Raw genomic sequence first — 21,251 nt, forward strand, 5'->3', positions numbered from 1 at the left:
TTTAATCGACTATCGAGATTCCAGAGGAATCCGACGGGCAGTAGCAAATTTGCGCCAAGACTGTCGTTATCACGCGAACCGCTCTCTTTCCAAAGTTGCACATTCCCCAACATGTTCTCAATCCACGCCGTCTTTGACATCATGGCCTGGATGCGGAATGTTAAAAGGCGGAAAGCCAACAATGGGAGTTAAGTCATGACAATTTATAAGAGTGATGGCGATCGCGTTCCGGATCACATCCTGGCCATGGCCGAAGATGCCAAGGCAGGCAAGGTGGATCGCCGCGAATTCCTGGCCATGGCCAGCGTCTTCGGTGCATCGACGGCAATGGCCTACGGCTTGCTCGGCCTCGCCGACCCGACGCCGGCGAAGGCCGAAGAGGTAAAAGGCAAGAAGGGCGGCACGCTGAAGATCGCCCAGTGGATCAAGGATCCGAAGGACCCGCGCAAGGCCGACTGGTCGGAAATCTCCAACGCCGAGCGCCAGGCGCTCGAGCCGCTGGTCAAGTACACCACCGAATACACGTTCCGCCCGTATCTGCTGGAAAGCTGGGACGTGAACGACGACGCCACCGAGTACACGCTGCATGTGCGCAAAGGCGTGACCTGGTCGAATGGCGATGCCTTCACCGCCGATGACGTCATCTTCAACCTGAAGCGCTGGGCCGACAAGAAGGCCGAAGGCAATTCCATGCCCGGCCGCCTCGGCACGCTGGTCAAGGATGACAAGCTGGACGAAAGCGCGGTGACCAAGGTCGACGATCACACCGTCAAGCTGAAGCTCAGCAAGCCTGACATCGCGCTCATTCCGAACGTGTGCGACTATCCCGGCCTGATCGTCCACAAGAGCTTCGACGAGAAGGGCGGCGACTTCAAAGCCTGTCCGATCGGCACCGGTCCGTTCGAGCTCGTCTCCTACGATGTCGGCCAGAAGGTGGTTTACAAGCGCCGCACCGACGACAAGTGGTGGGATGGCGAAGTGTTCCTCGATGGCTTGGAGTTCATCGACTACGGCACCGATCCGGCGGCCATGGTCAGTGCTTTCGAGGCCGGCGAAGTGCACACCAATTTCGAGACCTCGGCCGACTATGTGTCGATCCTCGACGGCATGGACCTGGTCAAGTCGGAGATCGTCACCGCGTCGACCATCGTCTGCCGCACCAACGTCAACAACAAGCCCTATGGCGACCAAAAGGTGCGTAACGCGCTGCAGCTTGCGGTCGACAACAATGTCGTTCTTCAACTCGGCTACGGCAATGCCGGCACCGTTGCCGAAAACCACCATGTTTGCCAGATTCACCCTGAATATTATGAGCTTGCGAAGGTCGCTCGCGACCCGGCCAAGGCAAAGGCGCTGATGGCGGAAGCCGGCCAGGCCGACTTCGAGCATGAACTGATCACCGTCGACGAAGACTGGCACAAGAACACCGGCGATGCGATCGCCGCCCAGATGCGCGACGCCGGCCTCAAGGTGAAGCGCACCGTGCTGCCGGGCTCGACGTTCTGGAACGACTGGACCAAATATCCGCTGTCCATGACCAACTGGAACATGCGGCCGCTTGGCGTCCAAGTGCTTGCGATCGGCTATCGCACCGGCGAAGCCTGGAACGAGACGGCCTATGCGAATCCCGAGTGGGATGCCAAGCTCAATGCCGCGCTCGCTGTTGCCGACGCCGCCAAGCGCAAGGAGATGATGAAGGACATCGAGCAGATCCTGCAGGATTCCGGCATCATCATCCAGCCGTACTGGCGCAAGCTCTACAGCCACTCGGTCAAGGCGGTGCAGAACTACAAGATGCACCCGACCTTCGAGCGCGACTACGGCAAGGTCTGGCTCGACCAGGCTTGATGGCACCGACAAGGGGAAGGGGCGTCGCCCCTTTCCCTTCGCTCTTTGCATCGTCCGTCCCTGTTGGTCCGCGCTTTTTCAAAAAAGTTACGGACTCACGGGGGAGGCCATGCAACAAAACAGGGTTGATCGCATCCGAAGGCCTGTTTGACAGCCAGCCCCGCCGGTCACGGCAGGGTTGGCTTTCATAGCCGGCTCAAACCCCAACCCATCGGCAGGGGACCGCCATGCTTTCTTTCGTTATCAGGCGTCTTGGCACCATGGCATTGACGATGCTGTGCCTGACCATGGTCGTCTTCTTCCTGATCAACCTCGAACCCAACCTGAAGAAGCTGGCAATCAGCCAGACCGAAATGCACACGTCGGCAGAGCAGCTCGAGAGTTGGCTGGCCAACCATGGCTACCGCCAGAACTTCTTCGTCCGCTACGGGCAGTGGCTGGGCGTCGTGCCCAAGCAGCCGGTGACCGATCCGGCGACCGGCAAGCCCGCGCAGCGTTTCTCGTTCTGCAACGATCCGCTTGTGCCGACCTTCGCCGGTGTCTTCGAGGGCGATTTCGGCTGCTCGACCAAGTTCAAGGCAACGGTCGCCTCAAAACTGTTTCCCGCGCTCGGCGCCACCGGCGTCCTGATGTTTTGGGTGCTGGCGGTGATGGTGCCGATCTCGCTGCTGATCGGTATTCTGGCCGGTATGCGCGAGGGCTCGCGAACCGACCGCGTGCTGTCGGTGGCCTCGATCGCCTCGACGGCGACACCTGAATATGTCTCGGGCGTCATCTTCACCGTCATCTTCGCCTCATGGCTCGGCTTGCTGAACGGCTCGGCGGCCTCGGCGAGCCAGGGCATCACCTTCTACAATTTCACGCTGCCGGTGATGACGCTGGCGATCTACGGCATCGGCTATATTGCGAGGATGACCCGCGCGTCGATGGTCGAGGTGATGACGCAACAATATATCCGCACCGCCCGATTGAAGGGGCTCTCCTTCGGCAGCGTGGTGGTCAAACATGCGTTGCGCAACGCGCTGATCGCGCCGTTCACAGTCATCATGCTGCAGTTTCCCTGGCTGCTCACCGGCGTCGTCATCGTCGAGGTGATGTTCCGCTACCAGGGCTTCGGCTACACGCTGGTCGAAGCGGCCGGCAACAACGACATCGACCTTCTGCTCGGCTGCTCGCTGGTTTCGGTGTTCATCGTCCTGATCACGCAGCTCATTTCCGATGTCGGCTACGCGTTTCTCAATCCGCGTATCAGAGTTCAGTAGGGGACGAAGCGGATGCCGGTTCAATATATCAGTGGCTTCACCGTCGTTCTCGAAGTGCTGTCGCGCTTCTGGCCGGTCTGGATCGCCCTCCTCATCGTCATGGGTGCAAGCTTCGCCTACAAGAAGAAGCTGGCGCTCTACGGACAGCTGTTCGATAGCGGCGTCGGCATCGTCGGCGTCGGCATCTGCCTGTTCTGGCTGTTCACGGCAATCTTCGCCGCGACCATCTCGCCCTTCAATCCGCTGGCCCAGGTCCCTATCATGAAGGATGTGCTGCCGGGCGCCATCGAACCGCAATCGGGGCTGACCTATTTGTTCGGCGGCGACAAGCTGGCGCGCGATGTGTTTTCGCGCATGGTCTATGGCAGCCAGATCGTGCTGATCATTGCACCTGCCGCAACCGGTTTCGCGCTGATGGTCGGCATCACGCTTGGCCTGCCCGCCGGCTATTACGGCGGCAAGATCGACACCGTGCTGTCGTTCCTGGCCAATTTGGTTCTGGCCTTCCCGGTTATCCTGCTGTTCTACCTGCTGGTGACGCCGGGCATCATGGACACGCCGATCCCCTATGGCATGGCCGGCGTGTTCTTCCTGTTCCCGATCATCTTCTTCAGCGTGCTGTTCTGGACGCGATACAAGAACCGGCCCGACCGGCTTTATGTCCTGCTTGGCATCACGCTGATCCTCGGCGGCTGGATCTATGCCGGCCTGGTCTTCGACGCCGATCCGCTGAAGATCGTGCATATCGATCCCAACCAGCTCAACATCTTCGTGGCGGTGGTGTTCGCCTCCAGCCCCGGCGTGTTCCGCATCGTGCGCGGCCTTGTGATGGACATCAAAACGCGCGACTATGTGGCGGCGGCGCAGACGCGCGGTGAATCGCCCTGGTACATCATGCTGTGGGAAATCCTGCCCAATGCGCGCGGGCCGCTGATCGTCGACGCCTGCCTGCGCATCGGCTACACCACGATCCTGCTCGGCACGCTAGGCTATTTCGGCCTTGGCCTGGCGCCGGAAAGCCCGGACTGGGGCACCGCGATCAAGGACGCCAGCCGCCTGCTGCGCTCATTCATCCACCCAGCGCTGCCGCCGACGATCGCGCTGATGTCGTTCGTGCTGGGCTTGAACCTGCTCGCCGATTCGCTACGCGAACAATCGATGAAAGACTGATCTTACGGGTTTCGACCCGATGCGCCTGAGAGAATCAGGCCTGAAAGAACCAGGATTGGAGCGACCCATGAATGAGGCAGTTCGAAATCCCTCAGAACCGATCATCGAGATCGAGAACCTGTCGATCTCCTTCTTCACCCGCAAGGGCGAGATACCGGCCGTCATGGATTTTTCCTGCACCGTCATGCCGGGCGAGGCGATGGGTATCGTCGGCGAATCCGGCTGCGGCAAGTCGACCGTATCGCTCGGCATCATGCGCGACCTGTCCAACATCGGAAAAATCGTTGGCGGCAAGATCAAGTTCCAGGGCAAGGACATGGGCGAGCTCTCCGACGAGGAGCTGCGCACCATCCGCGGCAACAAGATCGCGATGATCTACCAGGAGCCGATGGCGAGCCTCAACCCGGCGATGAAGGTCGGCCAGCAACTGATGGAAGTGCCGCTGATCCACGACAAGGTGTCGAAGGAAGAGGCCTATAAACGCGCGCTCGAAATGGTGCGCGCGGTCAAGCTGCCCGATCCCGAGCGCATGATGCGCTCCTATCCGCACCAACTGTCCGGTGGCCAGCAGCAGCGCATCGTCATCGCCATGGCGCTGCTGTCGAAGCCGGCGCTGCTTTTGCTCGACGAGCCGACGACGGCGCTCGACGTGACGGTGGAGGCGGGCATCGTCGACCTGGTTAAGGGGCTCGGCGAGAAGTTCGGGACGTCGATGATCTTCGTGTCGCACAATCTCGGTCTGATCCTGGAAACCTGCGACCGCATCACGGTGATGTATTCGGGCGAGGCGGTGGAGACCGGCAAGATCAAGGACGTGTTCGACCGCATGCGCCATCCCTACACGCAAGGGCTGTTCCGCTCGATCCCGCTGCCCGGCGCCGACAAGAATTCACGGCCGCTGATCTCCATACCCGGACAGCTGCCGCTGCCGCACGAGCGGCCCAAGGGCTGCAATTTCGGTCCGCGCTGCCACCATTTCGTCGAGGGCGTCTGCAACGCCGCCGAAATCCCGATGATCGAAGTCGAAGGTCACGAAGGCCATTTCTCGCGTTGCGTGCGCTTCAACGAGATCGACTGGGAGGCACTGCCGCCCGGCGCCAAGAAGGTCAATGAGCGCGTCGTGCCCGGCGCGCCGGTGCTCAAGATCGAGGACCTCAGAAAATACTACAAGGTCGGCGGCAGCGAGGTGTTCGGCTCGAGCGAAGGTCGCGTCGTCAAGGCCAACGAGACGATCTCGTTCATGGCGCGCGAATCCGAGACGGTCGCCATTGTCGGCGAATCCGGCTGCGGAAAGTCGACGCTGGCCAAGGTGCTGCTCGGGCTGGAGACGGCAAGTGCCGGCACGGTGACGCTGGGCAACAAGGAAATCCAGTCGACCGGCATCGAGAAGCGCAGCGTCGACACCGTGTCGTCGATCCAGATGGTGTTCCAGAACCCGTTCGACACGCTCAATCCCAGCCATTCGGTCGGTTCGCAGATCATCCGCACGCTGGAGAAGTTCAATGTCGGCAAGACGGTTGCCGACCGCCGCAAGCGCATGCTGGAACTGCTCGACCTGGTGAAGTTGCCCAGGGCATTCGAGACCCGCAAGCCGCGCCAGCTGTCGGGCGGCCAGAAGCAGCGCATCGGCGTGGCGCGTGCCTTTGCCGGCGACGCCAAGGTGGTGGTGGCCGACGAGCCGGTCTCGGCATTGGATGTGTCGGTGCAGGCTGCGGTGACCGAACTGTTGATGGACATCCAGCGCAAGAACAAGACGACGATGCTGTTCATCAGCCACGATCTATCCGTCGTGCGCTACATCGCCGACCGCGTCGTCGTCATGTATCTCGGCTATATCGTCGAGCAGGGCACGACGGATCAGATCTTCGCACCGCCCTACCACCCCTATACCGAGGCGCTGCTGTCGGCGATTCCGATCGCCGACACGAGTGTTGTGAAGAAGCACATCGTGCTGGAAGGCGACATCCCCTCGGCGATGAACCCGCCCTCCGGTTGTCCGTTCCAGACCCGTTGCGGTTACAAGAAGCTGGTGCCGGACAATCTGTGCGAGACCAAGGTGCCGCCGGTGAAGAACCTGGGCGACGGCCATATGAGCCTTTGCTGGCTCTCGGACGAGGTGCTGGCGACAATGGAGCCGGTGATCAAGTTCGACAAGGAGCACGCTTCGCATGAGGGCGTGCCCGACGATGCGCCGCACGGCGATGGCCCAGGTTTTGTCGGCACGCCGCCCAACCGGCCGCATGGCAAGACGGGCAGCGCGGCAGCCGATGCGGTGGGGCAGGCTGCCGAGGAGACCGAAGCCGTTTCGAAAGCCCGCCGTCACGAGGTTCGCGACGAGGTTTCGGAAACCGGCCGTTCTCCAAAGCCGGGCAAGCCCAGGAAACCGAACTGACCGGGATCACGCAATACCATGCATGCGTCCCTTGAGAATTTCCGTCCATTGCTCTATGTGATGCGTGATGTTTGATGCGTGGAAGGGAGGGCGAATTGTGAGAACGACACTTGCAATCGATGACGATGTCCTTCTTGCCGCCAAGGCTATGGCGCGGCAGCAGGATCGCAGCGTGGGCGAAGTCATTTCCGATCTGGTTCGCCGTTCGCTGCGTCGGCCGCAGGCGGGCGGTGAGCGCAACGGCATTCCCTTGCTTTCGTCGCGGCCCGGCGGGCCGATGGTCGATCTCGAAACGGTCAATGCGCTTCGCGACGAGCTGCTGTGACCTTCCTGCTCGATGTCAATGTATTGATTGCGCTTATCGATCCGGCTCATGTCGCGCATGACGACGCCCATCGGTGGTTCGAATCCACCGGGCATCACTCATGGGCCACATGCCCCATAACCGAGAACGGCGTCATCAGGATCGTGGGCAACCCCAAATACCCCAACTCTCCCGGCTCCCCTGCTGTCGTTGCGCCGATCATCGCTAAATTGCACGCGCTTGCCGGACACCAGTTCTGGCCCGATGACATCAGTCTCGTCGGTTCCAGAGAGATCGACGCAGGCAAGATCCTAACTTCGGCGCAGGTAACCGACAGTTATCTGCTGGTGCTCGCCAAGTCGCATGACGGCGAGTTGGCGACTTTCGACCGAAAGCTGTCGACGGCGGCGGTAAAGGCAGGGAAGGCTACCCTTCATCTGATCCCAAGCGAATGAATCGCTGAGATCTGTTCTGATCGAGGGCGACATCGCTTTGCGCTGCGTCAGGTGATTTCACTTGGCTGCGAATGCCTTGGCAAGGTCAGTTCCCGCAGTCGCTCAACTGTTGGGCATAGTCTCGCGCCATCTTGTCGGTGGCCCGGGCATAGCCCTGCACGCCGGCATCGCCACGGTTGCCGCGGCCATAGGCGGTCCAGCCGAGATAGTAGGCGAGGTAGAGATTGTAGGTGTCGTTGCGGGCGACGCCATAGGTGTCTGCGGTCTTGGAGTGATACCATCCGACGAAATCGACCGCATCGGCGAATTTCGTGCGCCGTGCCGCCCAACTGCCGGTCTCGCGCTGATATTGCGACCAAGTACCGTCCAGCGCCTGCGAGAAGCCCGTGGCCGAGGAGACATGCTTCCACGGAATGAAGCCCAGAAGCTTGGTGCGTGGCGGCCTTGCATTGCTCTTGAAGCCGGATTCCTTGCGCACCGTTGCCATCAGCACCGGAACGGGGATGCCGTATTTCTGCTGGGTGCGCTCAGCGGCCGACTGCCAGTTGTCGAACCAGCCGTCATTCTGGTCGAAGACGGCGCAGACATTGTTGATGTGATTGGGCGCGGTGGCACAGGCCGAAAGCGCCAGCAGCACGCAAACCGCACCAATTTTACTAAAACTCGAACTACGCATTGGCAGAGCAATAGGCCGAAATCATAAAGGGAATCTTGCAGCGTCCGTTAACGCTTCGCCGGCGCAGTGCCCTAGGGAAATCCAGTATCAACAATCCGACCTATTTCGTCGCTTTTTCTACACGGATATTGCAAAAGTGCCGCCGTGGCTAAAATCACGTCCGCAAACGGCGTATTCCTGACAGCTTGGCTGGTTTGCCGGGGCTTTGATGCCAGGCATGAACGAACCAAGACGCAAACGCGGCGCCGAGCGCACCAGCAACAGGGGGCCATTGGCTATCCCGCAACTGCCGCTCAGGCGAGTGACCAATCCCTATCCGCCCATGGCCATGCTGTCGCCCGACCAGATCGAGGCGATCCACCAGGCGTCGATGCACATATTGGAGAATTTCGGCATCGAGGTGATGAGTCCGCGCGCGCTGTCGCTGTTCGAGAAGGCCGGCGCCAAAGTCGATCATGCCTCGGCGAATGTCCGCATCGATCGCGGCCTGGTCGACGAAGCGTTGAAGACGACGCGGTCCAGCTACGTATTGACGCCGCGCAATCCGGCCAACGCCGTTCATCTCGGTGGCAACACCATCAATTTCACGCTGGTTGCCGGACCGCCCAATGTGCACGACATGGAGCGCGGTCGCCGCGCCGGCAATCTGCGAGACTATTCGGACCTCACGCGGCTGGCGCAGCATTTCAACTGCATCCACATGCTCGGCAACCAGGTCTGCGCGCCGGTGGAACTGCCGGCAAACTCCCGCCATCTCGACACCTACTTCACCAATCTGACGCTGACCGACAAGAGTTTCCATGTCTCGGCGATCGGCCGGGGCAGGGCGCTCGACGGCATCGAGATGATGGCGATTTCGCGTGGATTGACGCTCGCCCAGATGCGCAACGATCCCGGCGTCACCACCATCATTTCGGTCAACTCGCCGCGCCGCTTCGACGAGATGATGGCCGAAGGCCTGATGACCATGGCCGAGTTCGGCCAGTCGGTGGCAGTGACGCCGTTCACGCTGATGGGGGCGATGAGTCCGGTGACGCTGGCCGGGGCGCTGGCGCAGCAGAATGCCGAGGCGCTGTTCGGCGTGGTGCTGACGCAGTTGGTGCGGCCCGGCGCACCGGTGATGTATGGCGCCTTCACCTCCAATGTCGACATGAAGTCCGGCGCGCCGGCCTTCGGCACGCCGGAGAACACCAAGGCCAACATCGCCTCGGGCCAACTGGCGCGGCGCTACGGGCTTCCGTATCGCACGACGCCGGGCTCGGCTTCCAACGCCGCCGATGCGCAAGGTGCCTATGAGACGCTGATGGCGCTGTGGGGCGCGGTGCTTGGCCACGGCAATCTCGTCTACCATGCCGCCGGCTGGCAGGAGGGCGGGCTGACGGCGTCGTTCGAAAAGCTCATCATTGATGTCGAGATGATCCAGCACATGATGGAATTCTTGCGCCCGATCGAGGTCAACGAGGCCGAGCTTGCCGTCGAGGCGCTGGGCGCGGTGCCGACCGGTGGCCATTTCTTCGGCGAACCGCACACGCTGGAGCGCTACGCCACCGCCTTCTACCAGCCGATGCTGTCCAACTGGCAGAATTACGAGGCGTGGCAAGAGGCCGGTGGGCTCGACGCCACGGCGCGTGCGACGCGGCTGTGGAAGAAGGCGCTGGAGGATTATGTCGAGCCGGTGATGGATATCGCCGTGCGCGAAGAACTTGAGGCCTACATGGCCAAGCGCAAGGAAGCGATCGGGCAGGGGGAACCGTGATTTTGTCAACATCGGCGCGCGGCACCCCCCTCTGGCCTGCCGGCCATCTCCCCCTCAAGGGGGGAGATTGGCTGTCACGTTCTTCTTCGCCAATCACCACTGTTGAAAAGAAGACGACGGCGCCACAACTGCTGATCTCCCCCCTTGAGGGGGAGATGGCCGGCAGGCCAGAGGGGGGCGGCCTGGCTCCTCCCATTTCGATTCATTTCACCCATCCAACTCACTGATATCAGAGAAAAATCCATGAAATCGCATGCAAAGGTCGTGGTCATTGGCGGTGGCGTCGTCGGGTGCTCCGTGCTGTTCCATCTGGCGCGCCACGGCTGGACCGATGTCGTCCTGCTGGAGCGGGACGAACTGACGTCGGGCTCGACCTGGCATGCGGCCGGCGGCATGCACACGATCAATGGCGACCCCAACGTCGCCAAGCTGCAGAAATACACCATCAATCTCTACAAGGAGATCGAGGAGCTTTCGGGCCAGGCGACCGGCGTGCATCTGACCGGTGGCGTGCTTTTGGCGGCAACCGAGGCGCGACTCGATTGGCTGCGCGGCGTCGTCGCCAAGGGCCGCTATCTCGGCATCGAGCTTGAGGAGATCTCGCCCAACGAGGCGGCCGAGCTGATGCCGCTGCTCGATCCCAAGCAGTTCGTCGGCGCCGTCAGAAATAAGGAGGACGGCCACCTCGATCCCTCGGGCGTCACCCATGCCTATGCCAAGGCCGCGCGCAAGCTCGGCGCGGAGGTCGAGCGCTTCACCAAGGTCGAGGACATCGTGCGGCGCGCCGACGGGCTATGGCGCGTCATCACCAACAAGGGCGAGGTGGTGGCCGAGCATGTCGTCAATGCCGGCGGCCTGTGGGCGCGCGAGGTCGGCCGCATGGTCGGGCTCGAACTGCCGGTGCTGGCGATGGAACATATGTACCTGATCACCGAGGACATGCCCGAGGTCGCCGTCTGGAACGCCAAGACCGGCACCGAAATCATCCACGCGGTCGATTTCGACGGCGAGCTCTATCTGCGCCAGGAGCGCGGCGGCATGTTGATGGGCACCTATGAAAAGGCCAACAAGCCGTGGTCGGAATACCAGACGCCTTGGAATTTCGGCCATGAACTGCTGGAGCCGGACATCGACCGCATCGCGCCGTCGCTTGAGGTCGGCTTCCGCCATTTCCCGGCCTTCCAGAACACCGGCATCAAGCAGATCATCAACGGCCCCTTCACCTTCGCGCCGGACGGCAACCCACTGGTCGGACCGGTACGCGGCCTGCCGGGCTTCTGGGTCGCTTGCGGCGTCATGGCCGGTTTTTCGCAAGGTGGCGGCGTCGGGCTGGCGCTGTCCAACTGGATGATCGAGGGCGATCCCGGCGCCGACATCTGGGCCATGGATGTCGCGCGTTACGGTGACTGGGCGACGATGGCCTACACAAACGCCAAGGTGCGCGAGAATTATTCCAGGCGGTTCTCGATCCGTTTCCCCAATGAGGAGTTGCCCGCCGGGCGCCCACTGAAGACGACGCCGATCTACGATCTTCTGTCGGCCAAGGGTGCGCAGTGGGGCGTTGCCTATGGGTTGGAAGTGCCGCTCTGGTATGCGCCGGAGGGCGTCAAGGACGAGTTCTCGTGGCGCCGTTCGAGCGACTTCACCCAGGTCGCCAAGGAGGTGAGGACGGTTCGCGACGGTGTCGGCCTGTCCGAGATTTCGAGTTTCGCCAAATACAAGGTGACGGGCGAGGGCGCGGCCGCCTGGCTCGACCGGATGCTTGCCTGCAAGCTACCCAAGCCCGGCCGCATGACGCTGGCGCCGATGCTGAAGCAGGACGGCAGATTGATCGGTGACTTCACGCTGGCCAATCTGGGTCCTCTTGATCGAGATGGGGACGGCTGGTTCCTCGCCGGCTCCGGCATTGCCGAGCAATACCATATGCGCTGGTTCGAGAGGCACCTGCCAGACGATGGTTCGGTCCATATCGAGGCGCTGGGAGCCAAGCTGACCGGCCTGTCGATCGCCGGGCCGAACGCGCGGGAGCTCTTGGCAAAGGCCACGCGCTCGGAAGTCTCGAATGCCGCATTTCCGTTCATGGCGATGGGCAGGATGGATATCGGCATGGCGCCATGCCTGGTCGGCCGCGTCAGCTATACTGGCGACCTCGGCTACGAGATCTGGGTGGCGCCGGAATACCAGCGCGCCGCCTATCAGACGCTGATGGCGGCGGGCGAGGAATTCGGCATCGGCCTGTTCGGCTCGCGGGCGCTCAACGCGCTGCGTCTGGAGAAGAATTATGGCTCATGGGGGCGCGAATACAGGCCGATCTACGGGCCGCTCGAGGCCGGGCTCGACCGTTTTGTCGCCTACAGCAAGGATGCGGATTTCATCGGCAAGGCCGCGGCACTCGTTGAGCGCAAGCAGGGCGGCAAATTGCGCCTGCGTGCCTTCGTCGTCGATGCCGACGACGCCGACGTCATCGGCGACGAGCCGATCTGGTTCGATGGCGCGGTGCGCGGCTGGGTAACGTCGGGCGGCTATGCGCATCACTCGAAGAAATCGATCGCCATCGGCTACGTGCCGAAGGAGATTGCCGATGAAAGCGACGGTTTCGAGATCGAGCTGCTTGGCAAGCGCCATGCCGCGCGCATGCAGGCGACGCCGTTGTTCGATGCCAATCTCGAAAGGATGCGCGCCTGAAGCGCTTCGGCTTCGCCGATGCGCTTCAGATTCCTGTTTTGTGCATGTCGTTGTCCCAAAACCGCTGCGCACTTTTGGGCGACATGCACTGGGTGAGCCGCTGATTGGGTGTCAGGCGCGGCGGTTGTCCAGCGCGAAGGCTCCAGCACCGGCAAACACCAGATAGAGGAAAATGAAGCAAAACGAGATTGCCAAATCGCCGCCGTTGTTGACCGGGAAGAAGTCGCGCGGCATGTGTGCCATGAAATAGGCGATCGCCATTTCGCCGGCCAGAAGGAACGCGACTGGTCGGGTCAGCAAGCCCAGCGCCAGCAGGATGCCGCCGGCGAATTCGAGAATTCCAGCGGCGAGCGTCAGCCCAGTGAGCACATGGGGTTGGTCGCTGACGGGAAAATTGAACAATTTCTGAGTGCCGTGTTCGACGAACTGCAGCGCGGTCACGATGCGCAGAACGCCCAAGGCTTGCGGCTGGTACTTAGCGAGGCTTTCGAAAAGCTTCATCTAAAACTCCATCTTAGCCTTCCCGGACCGGCCATAGATCATCTCCGGGCATTGGACCATTCACTTCCCATGGTCCGCCATCAACAATCGGTGACCGGAAATGTTCCCATCCCGACCCTCATATTTTTCTCGTTAGGGTTGCATTTGTATCGCACTGGTTGTATTGATGTATGGCTAGTCCGAACATGTGGGTTCCCGTTGCCATGAAAAAACTCGTCATCGGCCTGTTCGCAATCCTTGCAGGCACCAGCTTCGCCATGGCCGAGGACGCCGGCTGCGAGGCCTTCAAATGGCCGGTGGCGCGGGAACATGCGCTGTTTGCCGCAGCACCCGCAACGCCGTCCGGAGCGATCCTGGCGATCGGCGCTGCCGCGGACCTGGCGCTGGTGCCGATCGAAGAGGCCGGCTTCACCTTGCCGCCCGAACGTGCCCCTGCGTCAGACACGTTTGGCGCCGTCGCCAGCGTGGAGGTGCCACCTGACGGCGCCATCCAGATAAGCCTCTCGGGCGAGGCCTGGATCGACGTCATTCAGGACGGCCACGCCATCAAGTCGGCAGGCTATAGCGGCGTGAAAACTTGCCCCGGCATCCGCAAGAGCGTGCGCTTCAAGCTTACGCCCGGCCCGGCCACCGTTCAGCTCAGCGGGGCGAAAAAGGCCGAGCTAAAGGTCGCCGTGCTGGCACCGGAATAGAACGGCGCCAGGGAATACGGCCCTTCGTCGGTGGTGCGACGAAGGGCCGGTGCTTCCTGCAGCGGTTTATCGCCGTCAGCGTACCGGTGCCATCAAGGCGAAATGGGCGCCTTGCGGGTCCTGGCACTGGACGACCCAGCTGCCGCCGGGGACCTCCATCGGCCCCATCAGGATCTTGCCGCCATTGTCGGTCACGCGTTTGGCGGCGGCGTCGATGGCCGGGACGTTGAAGTAGAACTGCCAGACAGGGACCGGAATCTGCTCAGGCTTGTTCATGATGCCGCCACCGGATTCGGGACCGGCCGTAAAAGTCTGGTAGGTGCCCATCGGACCCATGTCGAAATCGCCGGCATCGACCCAGCCGAACTGGTCGGAGTAGAAATCGAACGCGGCCTTCCAGTCGCTCGTGTAAAGCTCGTGCCAGCCGATATGGCCCGGCGTGCTGGCCGGCACGACGGGCTGGTCGGGGCCGTTCGGCTGCAGGAACATGAAGGTCGCGCCTTGCGGGTCGGCGACGACGGCAAAGCGGCCGACGCCCGGAATGTCGTCGGGTTGGCGGTGAACGGTGCCGCCGGCTTTCTCCAGCGATGCCGTGGCGGCATCGACATCCCTGGTGTGGATGTAGCCGAGCCAGGCGGGCGGCATGCCCATCTTGGCGGCGTCCTCCGGTATCGTCATCAGGCCGCCGACGCCACGCTCGCCGACATTCATGACGATATAGCGCGGCATGCCAGGGGTCGTGTCGAAAGGCTGCGCCTTCCAGCCGACCACCTTGGTGTAAAACGCCTCGGCGGCGTCGAGATCTGATGTCATCAACTCGTACCAGAAGAAGGGCATGGGGGTTTTTGGCATTTTCGGTCTCCTCACCTTTTATGCGTCGATCGTCGTCCGATCCATCATAGGACGCTCTTCACGACGGAAATCCGACACCGCCCGGATAACAATGAGCTTGCATGACAAGCGTTCCCGGATTGCGCGTCGAGCGGTTTTCGATTTCTCTACGGTGATGAGGGGTCGTCGTTCATGCGCTTGATGTCGCTCACGCCCGAGCTTGTCGCACTGTGCCATCGGGAAGAGGCCGATCCCGGTCCAGACCCGAGCTGGACCGAGTTGAACGACGAGGACTTTCGAGCCCTTGCCTTGCGGCTGTCCGATGAAGCCGATAAGGGGCCGCTATGGGTGTTCGCTTACGGATCGCTGATCTGGAAGCCGGAGTTCGAGTCGGTCGAGCAACAGGTCGCCACGGCCTTTGGCTGGCACCGCTCTTTCTGCCTCGACATGGTGCGCTGGCGCGGCAGCGCCGAGCAACCGGGTCTGATGATGGCACTCGAACGGGGTGGACGCTGCAACGGGGTGATCTACCGTTTGCCGGAGGGCGAAAAACCGGCGCAGATCGAAAGGCTGCTGCGGCGCGAGATCAGCGATCACGAAAGTATCGAGACGGTCAGGTGGCTGCCGATACATACGGCGCAAGGCGCACTGCGCGCGCTTGGCTTCTGGGTCGGCGTGAAGGGCAGGGGAACGTCGCTGAACCAGCCACTGGACAAGGTGGCGAGTGTGCTGGCCAGAGCCTGCGGGCATATCGGCTCCGGCGCCGAATATCTCTACAACACGGTGAGCCATCTCGAAGCCTTCGGCATCCGCGATCGCAATTTGTGGCGGTTGCAGGAACTGGTCGCGGACGAGGTCCGGGCCATCCATGGTCGCGGACTTGAGCCCAGCCACCCGCAATCCTTATAACATGAGTAAAAAAATCATGTTATTGTCGAGCCTTTTCAGCGACTTGGCCGAAAATTGACCAATTGATAAAAAAATAAAACGTGCTAGCCTTCCTCAAAAGAAAACATGGGGAACTGACGATGCCAGAAGGCCAGTTCAAAGAAGGTGTTGCCGGTGGCCGGCTTCAGGCCGACCAGTACGCGGACAATTTTTCCGACCTGCACCCGCCGCTCGATCACCACGAAGCGCTGGTCGAATCCGACCGCTGTTATTTCTGCTACGACGCGCCGTGCATGAACGCATGTCCGACCTCGATCGACATTCCGCTGTTCATCCGCCAGATCTCGACCGGCAATCCGATCGGTTCGGCCAAGACCATTTTCGACCAGAACATATTGGGCGGCATGTGCGCCCGTGTCTGTCCGACCGAAACGCTGTGCGAAGAGGTCTGCGTGCGCGAGGTGGCGGAAGGCAAGCCGGTGCAGATCGGTCGCTTACAGCGCTACGCCACCGATGTCGCGATGGCCGAGAACAAGCAGTTTTATCCACGCGCCGAGCCGACCGGGAAGACGGTCGCCGTGGTCGGCGCCGGGCCGGCCGGCCTTGCCGCCGCGCACCGGCTCGCTCGCCACGGCCATGACGTGACCATCCTGGAGGCACGCCCGAAGGCCGGCGGCCTCAACGAATATGGCATTGCCGCCTACAAGAGTGTCGACGATTTCGCCCAGGCCGAGGTCGACTACGTCACCGCGATCGGCGGCATCGATATCCAGAACGGCAAGGCGCTCGGCCGCGACTATCAATTGTCGGACCTGATCCGCAATTACGACGCGGTGTTTCTCGGCATGGGGCTTGGCGGTGTCAATGCGCTGCGTGCCGATGGCGAGGATGCCGATGGCGTCATCAATGCGGTCGAGTTCATTGCCGAGCTGCGCCAAGCCAGTGACCTCGCCAGCCTGCCGGTCGGCCGGCGCGTCGTCGTCATCGGCGGCGGCATGACGGCGATCGACGCGGCGGTGCAGTCGAAGCTGCTCGGCGCGGAGGAGGTGACGATCTGCTACCGCCGCGGCCAGGAACAGATGAACGCTTCCGAGTTCGAACAGGATCTGGCGGCCGCCAATGGCGTCACCATCCGCCACTGGCTGCAGCCGAAGCGCGTTATCGCCGAGGGCGGCAAGGTCAGCGCCATCGAACTTGAATACACGGCGCTCGACGGCGACAGGCTTGCCGGCACCGGCGAGCGGCTTACGCTCGTTGCCGACCAGGTGTTCAAGGCGATCGGCCAGAGCTTCGTGCCGGCCGCACTCAACGGCAGCGGTGCGTCGATCGACCTCGAAGCCGGCCGCATCAAGGTGGATGCGGAAGGGCGTACTTCGCTGGCCAGGGTCTGGGCCGGCGGCGACTGCATCTTCGGCGGCGACGACCTGACCGTCTCGGCGGTGGCGCAGGGCCGCGACGCGGCGGAGAGCATCAATCGGGCACTGACCTCGAACGGGAGGGCATGAGCATGGCAGATATCAGAAACAATTTTGTCGGTATCAAATCGCCAAATCCGTTCTGGCTGGCCTCGGCGCCGCCGACCGACAAGGCCTACAACGTCATTCGCGCCTTCAAGGCGGGTTGGGGCGGCGTGGTGTGGAAGACGCTAGGGGAAGAAGGCCCGCCGGTGGTCAACGTCAACGGCCCGCGCTATGGCGCCATCTGGGGCGCCGACCGGCGCCTGCTCGGCCTCAACAACATCGAGCTGATCACCGACCGCGATCTGCAGGTCAATCTGCGCGAGATCAAGCAGGTCAAGAAGGACTGGCCTGACCGCGCCATCGTCGTCTCGCTGATGGTGCCTTGCGTCGAGGAGGCCTGGAAGGCGATCCTGCCGGTGGTCGAGGAGACCGAGGCCGACGGCATCGAGCTCAATTTCGGCTGCCCGCACGGCATGTCGGAACGCGGCATGGGCGCCGCCGTCGGCCAGGTGCCCGAATATATCGAAATGGTGGTGCGCTGGTGCAAGCAGAACACCCGCATGCCTGTCATCACCAAGCTGACGCCCAACATCACCGATGTGCGCAAGCCGGCGCGGGCCGCCCACGCCGGCGGCACCGACGCCGTGTCGCTGATCAACACCATCAACTCGATCACCGGCGTCGATCTCGACAGTTTCGCGCCGCAGCCGACCATCGACGGCAAGGGCTCGCATGGCGGCTATTGCGGCCCGGCGGTGAAGCCGATCGCCATGAACATGGTGGCCGAGATCGCGCGCGATCCCGAAACCCACGGCCTGCCGATCTCCGGCATCGGCGGCATCACCACCTGGCGCGACGCGGCCGAATTCATGGCGCTCGGCGCCGGCAATGTGCAGGTCTGCACGGCGGCGATGACCTATGGCTTCAAGATCGTCCAGGAGATGATCGCCGGCCTGGAAAACTGGATGGACGAGAAGGGCCATGCCTCGCTCGACGACATCGTCGGCCGCGCCACGCCCAACGTCACCGATTGGCAGTACCTCAACCTCAACTACGTCGCCAAGGCGCGTATCGACCAGGACGCCTGCATCAAATGCGGCCGCTGCCACATCGCCTGCGAGGACACCTCGCACCAGGCGATCACCAGCATGGTCGACGGCGTCAGGCACTTCGAGGTGATCGAGGCCGAATGCGTCGGCTGCAACCTCTGCGTCAATGTCTGCCCGGTCGAGAACTGCATCACCATGGAGCCGCTGGCGGCCGGCGTGATGGACCAGCGCACCGGCAAACCGGTGTCGCCGGTCTATGCAAACTGGACGACGCACCCGAACAATCCGATGGCCAAGGTGGCTGCGGAGTAGGGGCCTCCAGCCCGGTGCGGCTGCTTGGCAGATCTTGGGTTCCTCGCCCCACGGAGTGGGGAGAGGTGGCCCGGCGAAGCCGGGACGGAGAGGGGCTTTCGGGGCGACTGGGATCTGGCCAAGGCTCCTGATCACCTGCTTATCTTGCTCACGCCTCATTCTTCACCGATTCTGACTTCACAAAGGTCGTTCCCCCTCTCCGTCCCGGCTTCGCCGGGCCACCTCTCCCCCGCTTCGCGGGGTGCGAGGAACCCAAGTCCTGTGAAGCCATCGCGAATATTGGGATATCTCCACTTTCTTATTGCAGATAAAAAATATCCACGATAAAAGATGTCCATGAATTGGAGATCGACACAATGAAGCTGGGCGAGGGCGTTGAAGCAGCCATCCATTGCGCCGCCACGCTGGCAAGTGTGGGAGGCAACAGCACCATGCCTGGCGCTGCTCTCGCCGAGGCCTTTGGACTGTCGCCGAGCTATCTGCTGAAGCATCTCAACATGCTAAGCGCGGCGCGCATCCTGGAATCGGTACCAGGGCCGGCGGGCGGTTACCGGCTGGCGCGGCCGGCCGAGCGCATCACGCTGCTCGATATCGTGCTGGCCGTCGAGGGCCGCGAGCCGGCCTTCCGTTGCGGCGAGATCCGTCGCAACGGGCCGGTCAAGCTCGATGTCTCGGCCTACGTCAAACTCTGCGGCATCAACGTCGCGATGCTGAAGGCCGAGCGCGCCTATCGTGCGGCACTCGCCGAGGTGAAGCTGTCCGACGTCGTGGCCACCTACGCGGCAGAAGCTGATCCGAGATCCATTGCCGCGAGTTGCGCCTTCGTCGCGCGTCATCAACGGCCACAGAAATCCAGTTCAACCAAGCAGACGTGAAAGGAAAGAGGATGAAACAGAGGCTCCAGTTTTTCGCCAAGGCGCCAGAGATCATGAAGGCGGTGTCGGCGCTCAACAAGGCGGTCGACGAATGCGGGCTCGAGGAAAGCCTGCTGCACCTGATCAAGCTCAGGGCGTCGCAGATCAACGGTTGTTCCTTCTGCGTCGAGATGCACAGCCGCGAGGCGAGGCGCGACGGCGAGACCGAACAGCGGCTCTATCTGGTTTCGGCGTGGAAGGAATCGCCGCTGTTTTCCGAGCGCGAACGCGCCGCCCTTGCCTGGACCGAGGCCGTCACACTGATCGCAAACAACGGCGTGCCGGACGAACTCTATGCAAGGACGCTCGAGCATTTCTCGGAAGAGGAACTGGTCAAGCTGTCCGTTGCGCTCGGCATGATCAACACATGGAACCGGCTGTGCATCCCGTTCCAGGCCATTCATCCAATGCCCGCGGCCAAGGCTGCCTGATTGTCCGGATTGTGTTTTGGAGCGCCGTCGAAAGGCGGCGCTCCAACTGTTTTTAAAGGGAGCGTTTGATGCCTGCTGATTTGCCTTCGACCTTGTTGTTTCTCGGCCGCCTGTTGCTCGGCGGCGCCTTCGTTTTCGCCGGCCTGCGCAACATCCAGAACGAGGCCTTCCTGACCCAGCTGATGGCCGCGCGCGGCGTGCCGCAGGCGCGGTTGGCGCTGTGGCTCGGCATCGTGCTTCAAGTCGCCGCTGGCGTGCTGGTGATCGCCGGCCTCTGGACGGCATTCGCCGCGACGGTGCTGCTGGTGTTCTTGATCGTCGCCACGCCGATGTTCCACAATTTCTGGGACCATCAGGGTCCGGAGCGCGCTTCGCGTATTAACGGCTTCGTCGGCAACGTCGCACTCAGTGGTGGTTTTCTGACGCTGATCGCTCAGTCTGTCTGACGCGCGGTCCATAGCGACTGCTGCACTGCAGCGCGACGGAACCAATCGGGCCGTTGGCGCATTTCACACCTGCATGCCAGCATCCAGGATGAAATATGAGAATTGCCCATGTCGCGCCGCTCTACGAATCGGTGCCTCCCCGACTCTATGGCGGAACCGAGCGTATCGTCGCATACCTGACCGAAGCGCTGGTCGATCTGGGCCATGAGGTGACGCTGTTTGCCAGCGGCGACAGCCAGACCTCGGCAAAGCTGGTGGTTGGCCGGGAACGCGCGCTGCGCCTCGATCCGCGTCCGCTCAAATCCGAGATCGCGGCGCATCTTTCGATGCTTGCGCAGGTGAGGGAACGGGCGTCGGAGTTCGACGTCATCCACTTCCACCTCAGTCACTTCCTGCACTTTTCCTTCTTCGAGGATATCGCCGACCGGACGGTGACGACGCCGCATGGCAGGCTGGACTATGTCGACCTGGCGCCGGCCTATGAGCGTTTTCCGCGCTTTCCCTTGATTTCCATTTCGCACAGCCAGAAGGCAGGCCTTCCCAGGGCCAACTGGCTGGCAACGATCCACCACGGACTGCCGACCGGGATTTACGAGCCGACATTCGGGACAGCGCAGGAAGAACCCTACCTTGCCTTCCTCGGCCGGTTCTCACGCGACAAGCGCCCGGATCGCGCCATCGAGATCGCCTTGCGCTCGGGGTTGAAGCTGAAGCTTGCGGCAAAGATCGGCGACGACGACCGCGCCTATTTCCATGAGGTGGTCGAACCTTTGATCGATGGCGATCGCATCATCTATGTCGGCGAGATCGAGGAGAACCAGAAGGCGGAATTTCTCGGCAACGCGGCCGGGCTGCTGTTCCCGATCGACTGGCCGGAACCGTTCGGCCTTGCCGCCATCGAGGCCATGGCCTGCGGCACGCCGGTGATCGCCTGGAATTGCGGCGCACTGCCTGAGATCATCGATCAAGGCGTGACCGGCTTTACCGCTGACACAATGGATGACGCCGTTGCCGCTGTGCCTGATTTGCTGCAGCTCGACAGACGAAAGGTGAGGGCCGTTTTCGAAAAACGGTTTTCCGCTCGAAGAATGGCCGGCGACTATCTGGGCGCCTATGCGCGCCTGATCGGCATACCGTCCGAGGCGAGGGCGTCGTGAGCGGCGACGTGCCCCAGCGACA

General features: G+C 62.2%; 19 protein-coding genes. 16 read left to right on the top strand and 3 right to left on the bottom strand.

From position 1 onward, the window contains the following. The first annotated feature begins 195 nt into the window (after positions 1-195). The 6 genes from ACSQ3L_RS15490 to ACSQ3L_RS15515 all read left to right on the top strand — a co-directional run bounded on the left by ACSQ3L_RS15490 (position 196) and on the right by ACSQ3L_RS15515 (position 7,431). Positions 196-1,848: an ABC transporter substrate-binding protein gene (locus ACSQ3L_RS15490; RefSeq protein WP_436160742.1), complete on the top strand. Its 1,653-nt coding sequence runs from the start codon at positions 196-198 to the stop codon at positions 1,846-1,848. A 227-nt stretch (positions 1,849-2,075) separates the two neighbouring features. Then, a complete protein-coding gene (locus tag ACSQ3L_RS15495) occupies positions 2,076-3,110 on the top strand; it encodes an ABC transporter permease (RefSeq protein WP_436160743.1) in 1,035 nt (344 codons plus the stop codon). Positions 3,111-3,122: 12 nt separating this feature from the next. Continuing rightward, the gene (locus ACSQ3L_RS15500) at positions 3,123-4,280 is read left to right on the top strand and encodes an ABC transporter permease (protein WP_436160744.1); all 1,158 of its coding nucleotides are present in this window, start codon (positions 3,123-3,125) and stop codon (positions 4,278-4,280) included. Between the two features lie 67 nt (positions 4,281-4,347). After that, the gene (locus tag ACSQ3L_RS15505) at positions 4,348-6,672 is read left to right on the top strand and encodes a dipeptide ABC transporter ATP-binding protein (RefSeq protein ID WP_436160745.1); all 2,325 of its coding nucleotides are present in this window, start codon (positions 4,348-4,350) and stop codon (positions 6,670-6,672) included. Between the two features lie 97 nt (positions 6,673-6,769). Continuing rightward, on the top strand, positions 6,770-6,997 hold the full coding sequence (locus ACSQ3L_RS15510) for a CopG family transcriptional regulator (protein ID WP_436160746.1): 228 nt from the start codon (positions 6,770-6,772) through the stop codon (positions 6,995-6,997). After that, positions 6,994-7,431 (top strand): TA system VapC family ribonuclease toxin, encoded by a 438-nt coding sequence (locus ACSQ3L_RS15515; RefSeq protein ID WP_436160747.1) that lies wholly within the window; start codon positions 6,994-6,996, stop codon positions 7,429-7,431. Before ACSQ3L_RS15510 ends, ACSQ3L_RS15515 begins: the two co-directional genes overlap by 4 nt. A gap of 85 nt (positions 7,432-7,516) precedes the next feature. Here ACSQ3L_RS15515 and ACSQ3L_RS15520 read toward each other — a convergent pair whose 3' ends face one another. Next, positions 7,517-8,107, bottom strand: coding sequence for a transglycosylase SLT domain-containing protein (locus tag ACSQ3L_RS15520; RefSeq protein ID WP_436160748.1), 591 nt, complete (start codon positions 8,105-8,107; stop codon positions 7,517-7,519). A gap of 217 nt (positions 8,108-8,324) precedes the next feature. Here ACSQ3L_RS15520 and ACSQ3L_RS15525 point away from each other — a divergent pair, with 217 nt between their 5' ends. Both ACSQ3L_RS15525 and ACSQ3L_RS15530 read left to right on the top strand, forming a co-directional pair. Next, positions 8,325-9,863 (top strand): trimethylamine methyltransferase family protein, encoded by a 1,539-nt coding sequence (locus ACSQ3L_RS15525; protein WP_436160749.1) that lies wholly within the window; start codon positions 8,325-8,327, stop codon positions 9,861-9,863. Positions 9,864-10,106: 243 nt separating this feature from the next. Further along, positions 10,107-12,548 carry a GcvT family protein gene (locus ACSQ3L_RS15530; RefSeq protein ID WP_436160750.1) on the top strand — a complete coding sequence of 814 codons (2,442 nt, stop codon included), beginning with the start codon at positions 10,107-10,109 and terminating at the stop codon, positions 12,546-12,548. A gap of 111 nt (positions 12,549-12,659) precedes the next feature. On the opposite strand, the gene ACSQ3L_RS15535 is transcribed toward ACSQ3L_RS15530, so the two are convergent. Further along, positions 12,660-13,049, bottom strand: a complete 390-nt coding sequence (locus tag ACSQ3L_RS15535) for a DoxX family protein (protein WP_436160751.1) — start codon at positions 13,047-13,049, stop codon at positions 12,660-12,662. 203 nt (positions 13,050-13,252) lie between these two features. Here ACSQ3L_RS15535 and ACSQ3L_RS15540 point away from each other — a divergent pair, with 203 nt between their 5' ends. Next, positions 13,253-13,741 carry a hypothetical protein gene (locus ACSQ3L_RS15540; RefSeq protein WP_436160752.1) on the top strand — a complete coding sequence of 163 codons (489 nt, stop codon included), beginning with the start codon at positions 13,253-13,255 and terminating at the stop codon, positions 13,739-13,741. 75 nt (positions 13,742-13,816) lie between these two features. Here the strand turns inward: ACSQ3L_RS15540 and ACSQ3L_RS15545 are convergent, their stop codons facing one another. Beyond that, on the bottom strand, positions 13,817-14,593 hold the full coding sequence (locus tag ACSQ3L_RS15545; RefSeq protein ID WP_436160753.1) for a VOC family protein: 777 nt from the start codon (positions 14,591-14,593) through the stop codon (positions 13,817-13,819). A 171-nt stretch (positions 14,594-14,764) separates the two neighbouring features. On the opposite strand from ACSQ3L_RS15545, the gene ACSQ3L_RS15550 reads away from it, so the two are divergent. From ACSQ3L_RS15550 to ACSQ3L_RS15580, 7 genes are all read left to right on the top strand, one after another. Then, positions 14,765-15,481 (top strand): gamma-glutamylcyclotransferase, encoded by a 717-nt coding sequence (locus ACSQ3L_RS15550; protein ID WP_436160754.1) that lies wholly within the window; start codon positions 14,765-14,767, stop codon positions 15,479-15,481. 119 nt (positions 15,482-15,600) lie between these two features. Beyond that, complete coding sequence (locus tag ACSQ3L_RS15555) at positions 15,601-16,965, top strand: NAD(P)-dependent oxidoreductase (RefSeq protein WP_436160755.1); 1,365 nt, start codon at positions 15,601-15,603, stop codon at positions 16,963-16,965. A 2-nt stretch (positions 16,966-16,967) separates the two neighbouring features. Beyond that, positions 16,968-18,281, top strand: a complete 1,314-nt coding sequence (gene preA, locus ACSQ3L_RS15560; RefSeq protein ID WP_436160756.1) for an NAD-dependent dihydropyrimidine dehydrogenase subunit PreA — start codon at positions 16,968-16,970, stop codon at positions 18,279-18,281. 356 nt (positions 18,282-18,637) lie between these two features. Then, complete coding sequence (locus ACSQ3L_RS15565; protein WP_436160757.1) at positions 18,638-19,156, top strand: RrF2 family transcriptional regulator; 519 nt, start codon at positions 18,638-18,640, stop codon at positions 19,154-19,156. Between the two features lie 11 nt (positions 19,157-19,167). Continuing rightward, positions 19,168-19,626 (top strand): carboxymuconolactone decarboxylase family protein, encoded by a 459-nt coding sequence (locus ACSQ3L_RS15570; protein ID WP_292641884.1) that lies wholly within the window; start codon positions 19,168-19,170, stop codon positions 19,624-19,626. Between the two features lie 68 nt (positions 19,627-19,694). Then, positions 19,695-20,072 carry a DoxX family protein gene (locus tag ACSQ3L_RS15575; protein ID WP_436160758.1) on the top strand — a complete coding sequence of 126 codons (378 nt, stop codon included), beginning with the start codon at positions 19,695-19,697 and terminating at the stop codon, positions 20,070-20,072. A gap of 95 nt (positions 20,073-20,167) precedes the next feature. Next, entirely contained in the window at positions 20,168-21,229 is a 1,062-nt protein-coding gene (locus ACSQ3L_RS15580; protein ID WP_436160759.1) for a glycosyltransferase family 4 protein, read from the top strand. Positions 21,230-21,251: the final 22 nt, after the last annotated feature.

The sequence above is a fragment of the Mesorhizobium sp. LjRoot246 genome (genome assembly GCF_964254115.1).
Classification (GTDB): Bacteria; Pseudomonadota; Alphaproteobacteria; order Rhizobiales; family Rhizobiaceae; genus Mesorhizobium.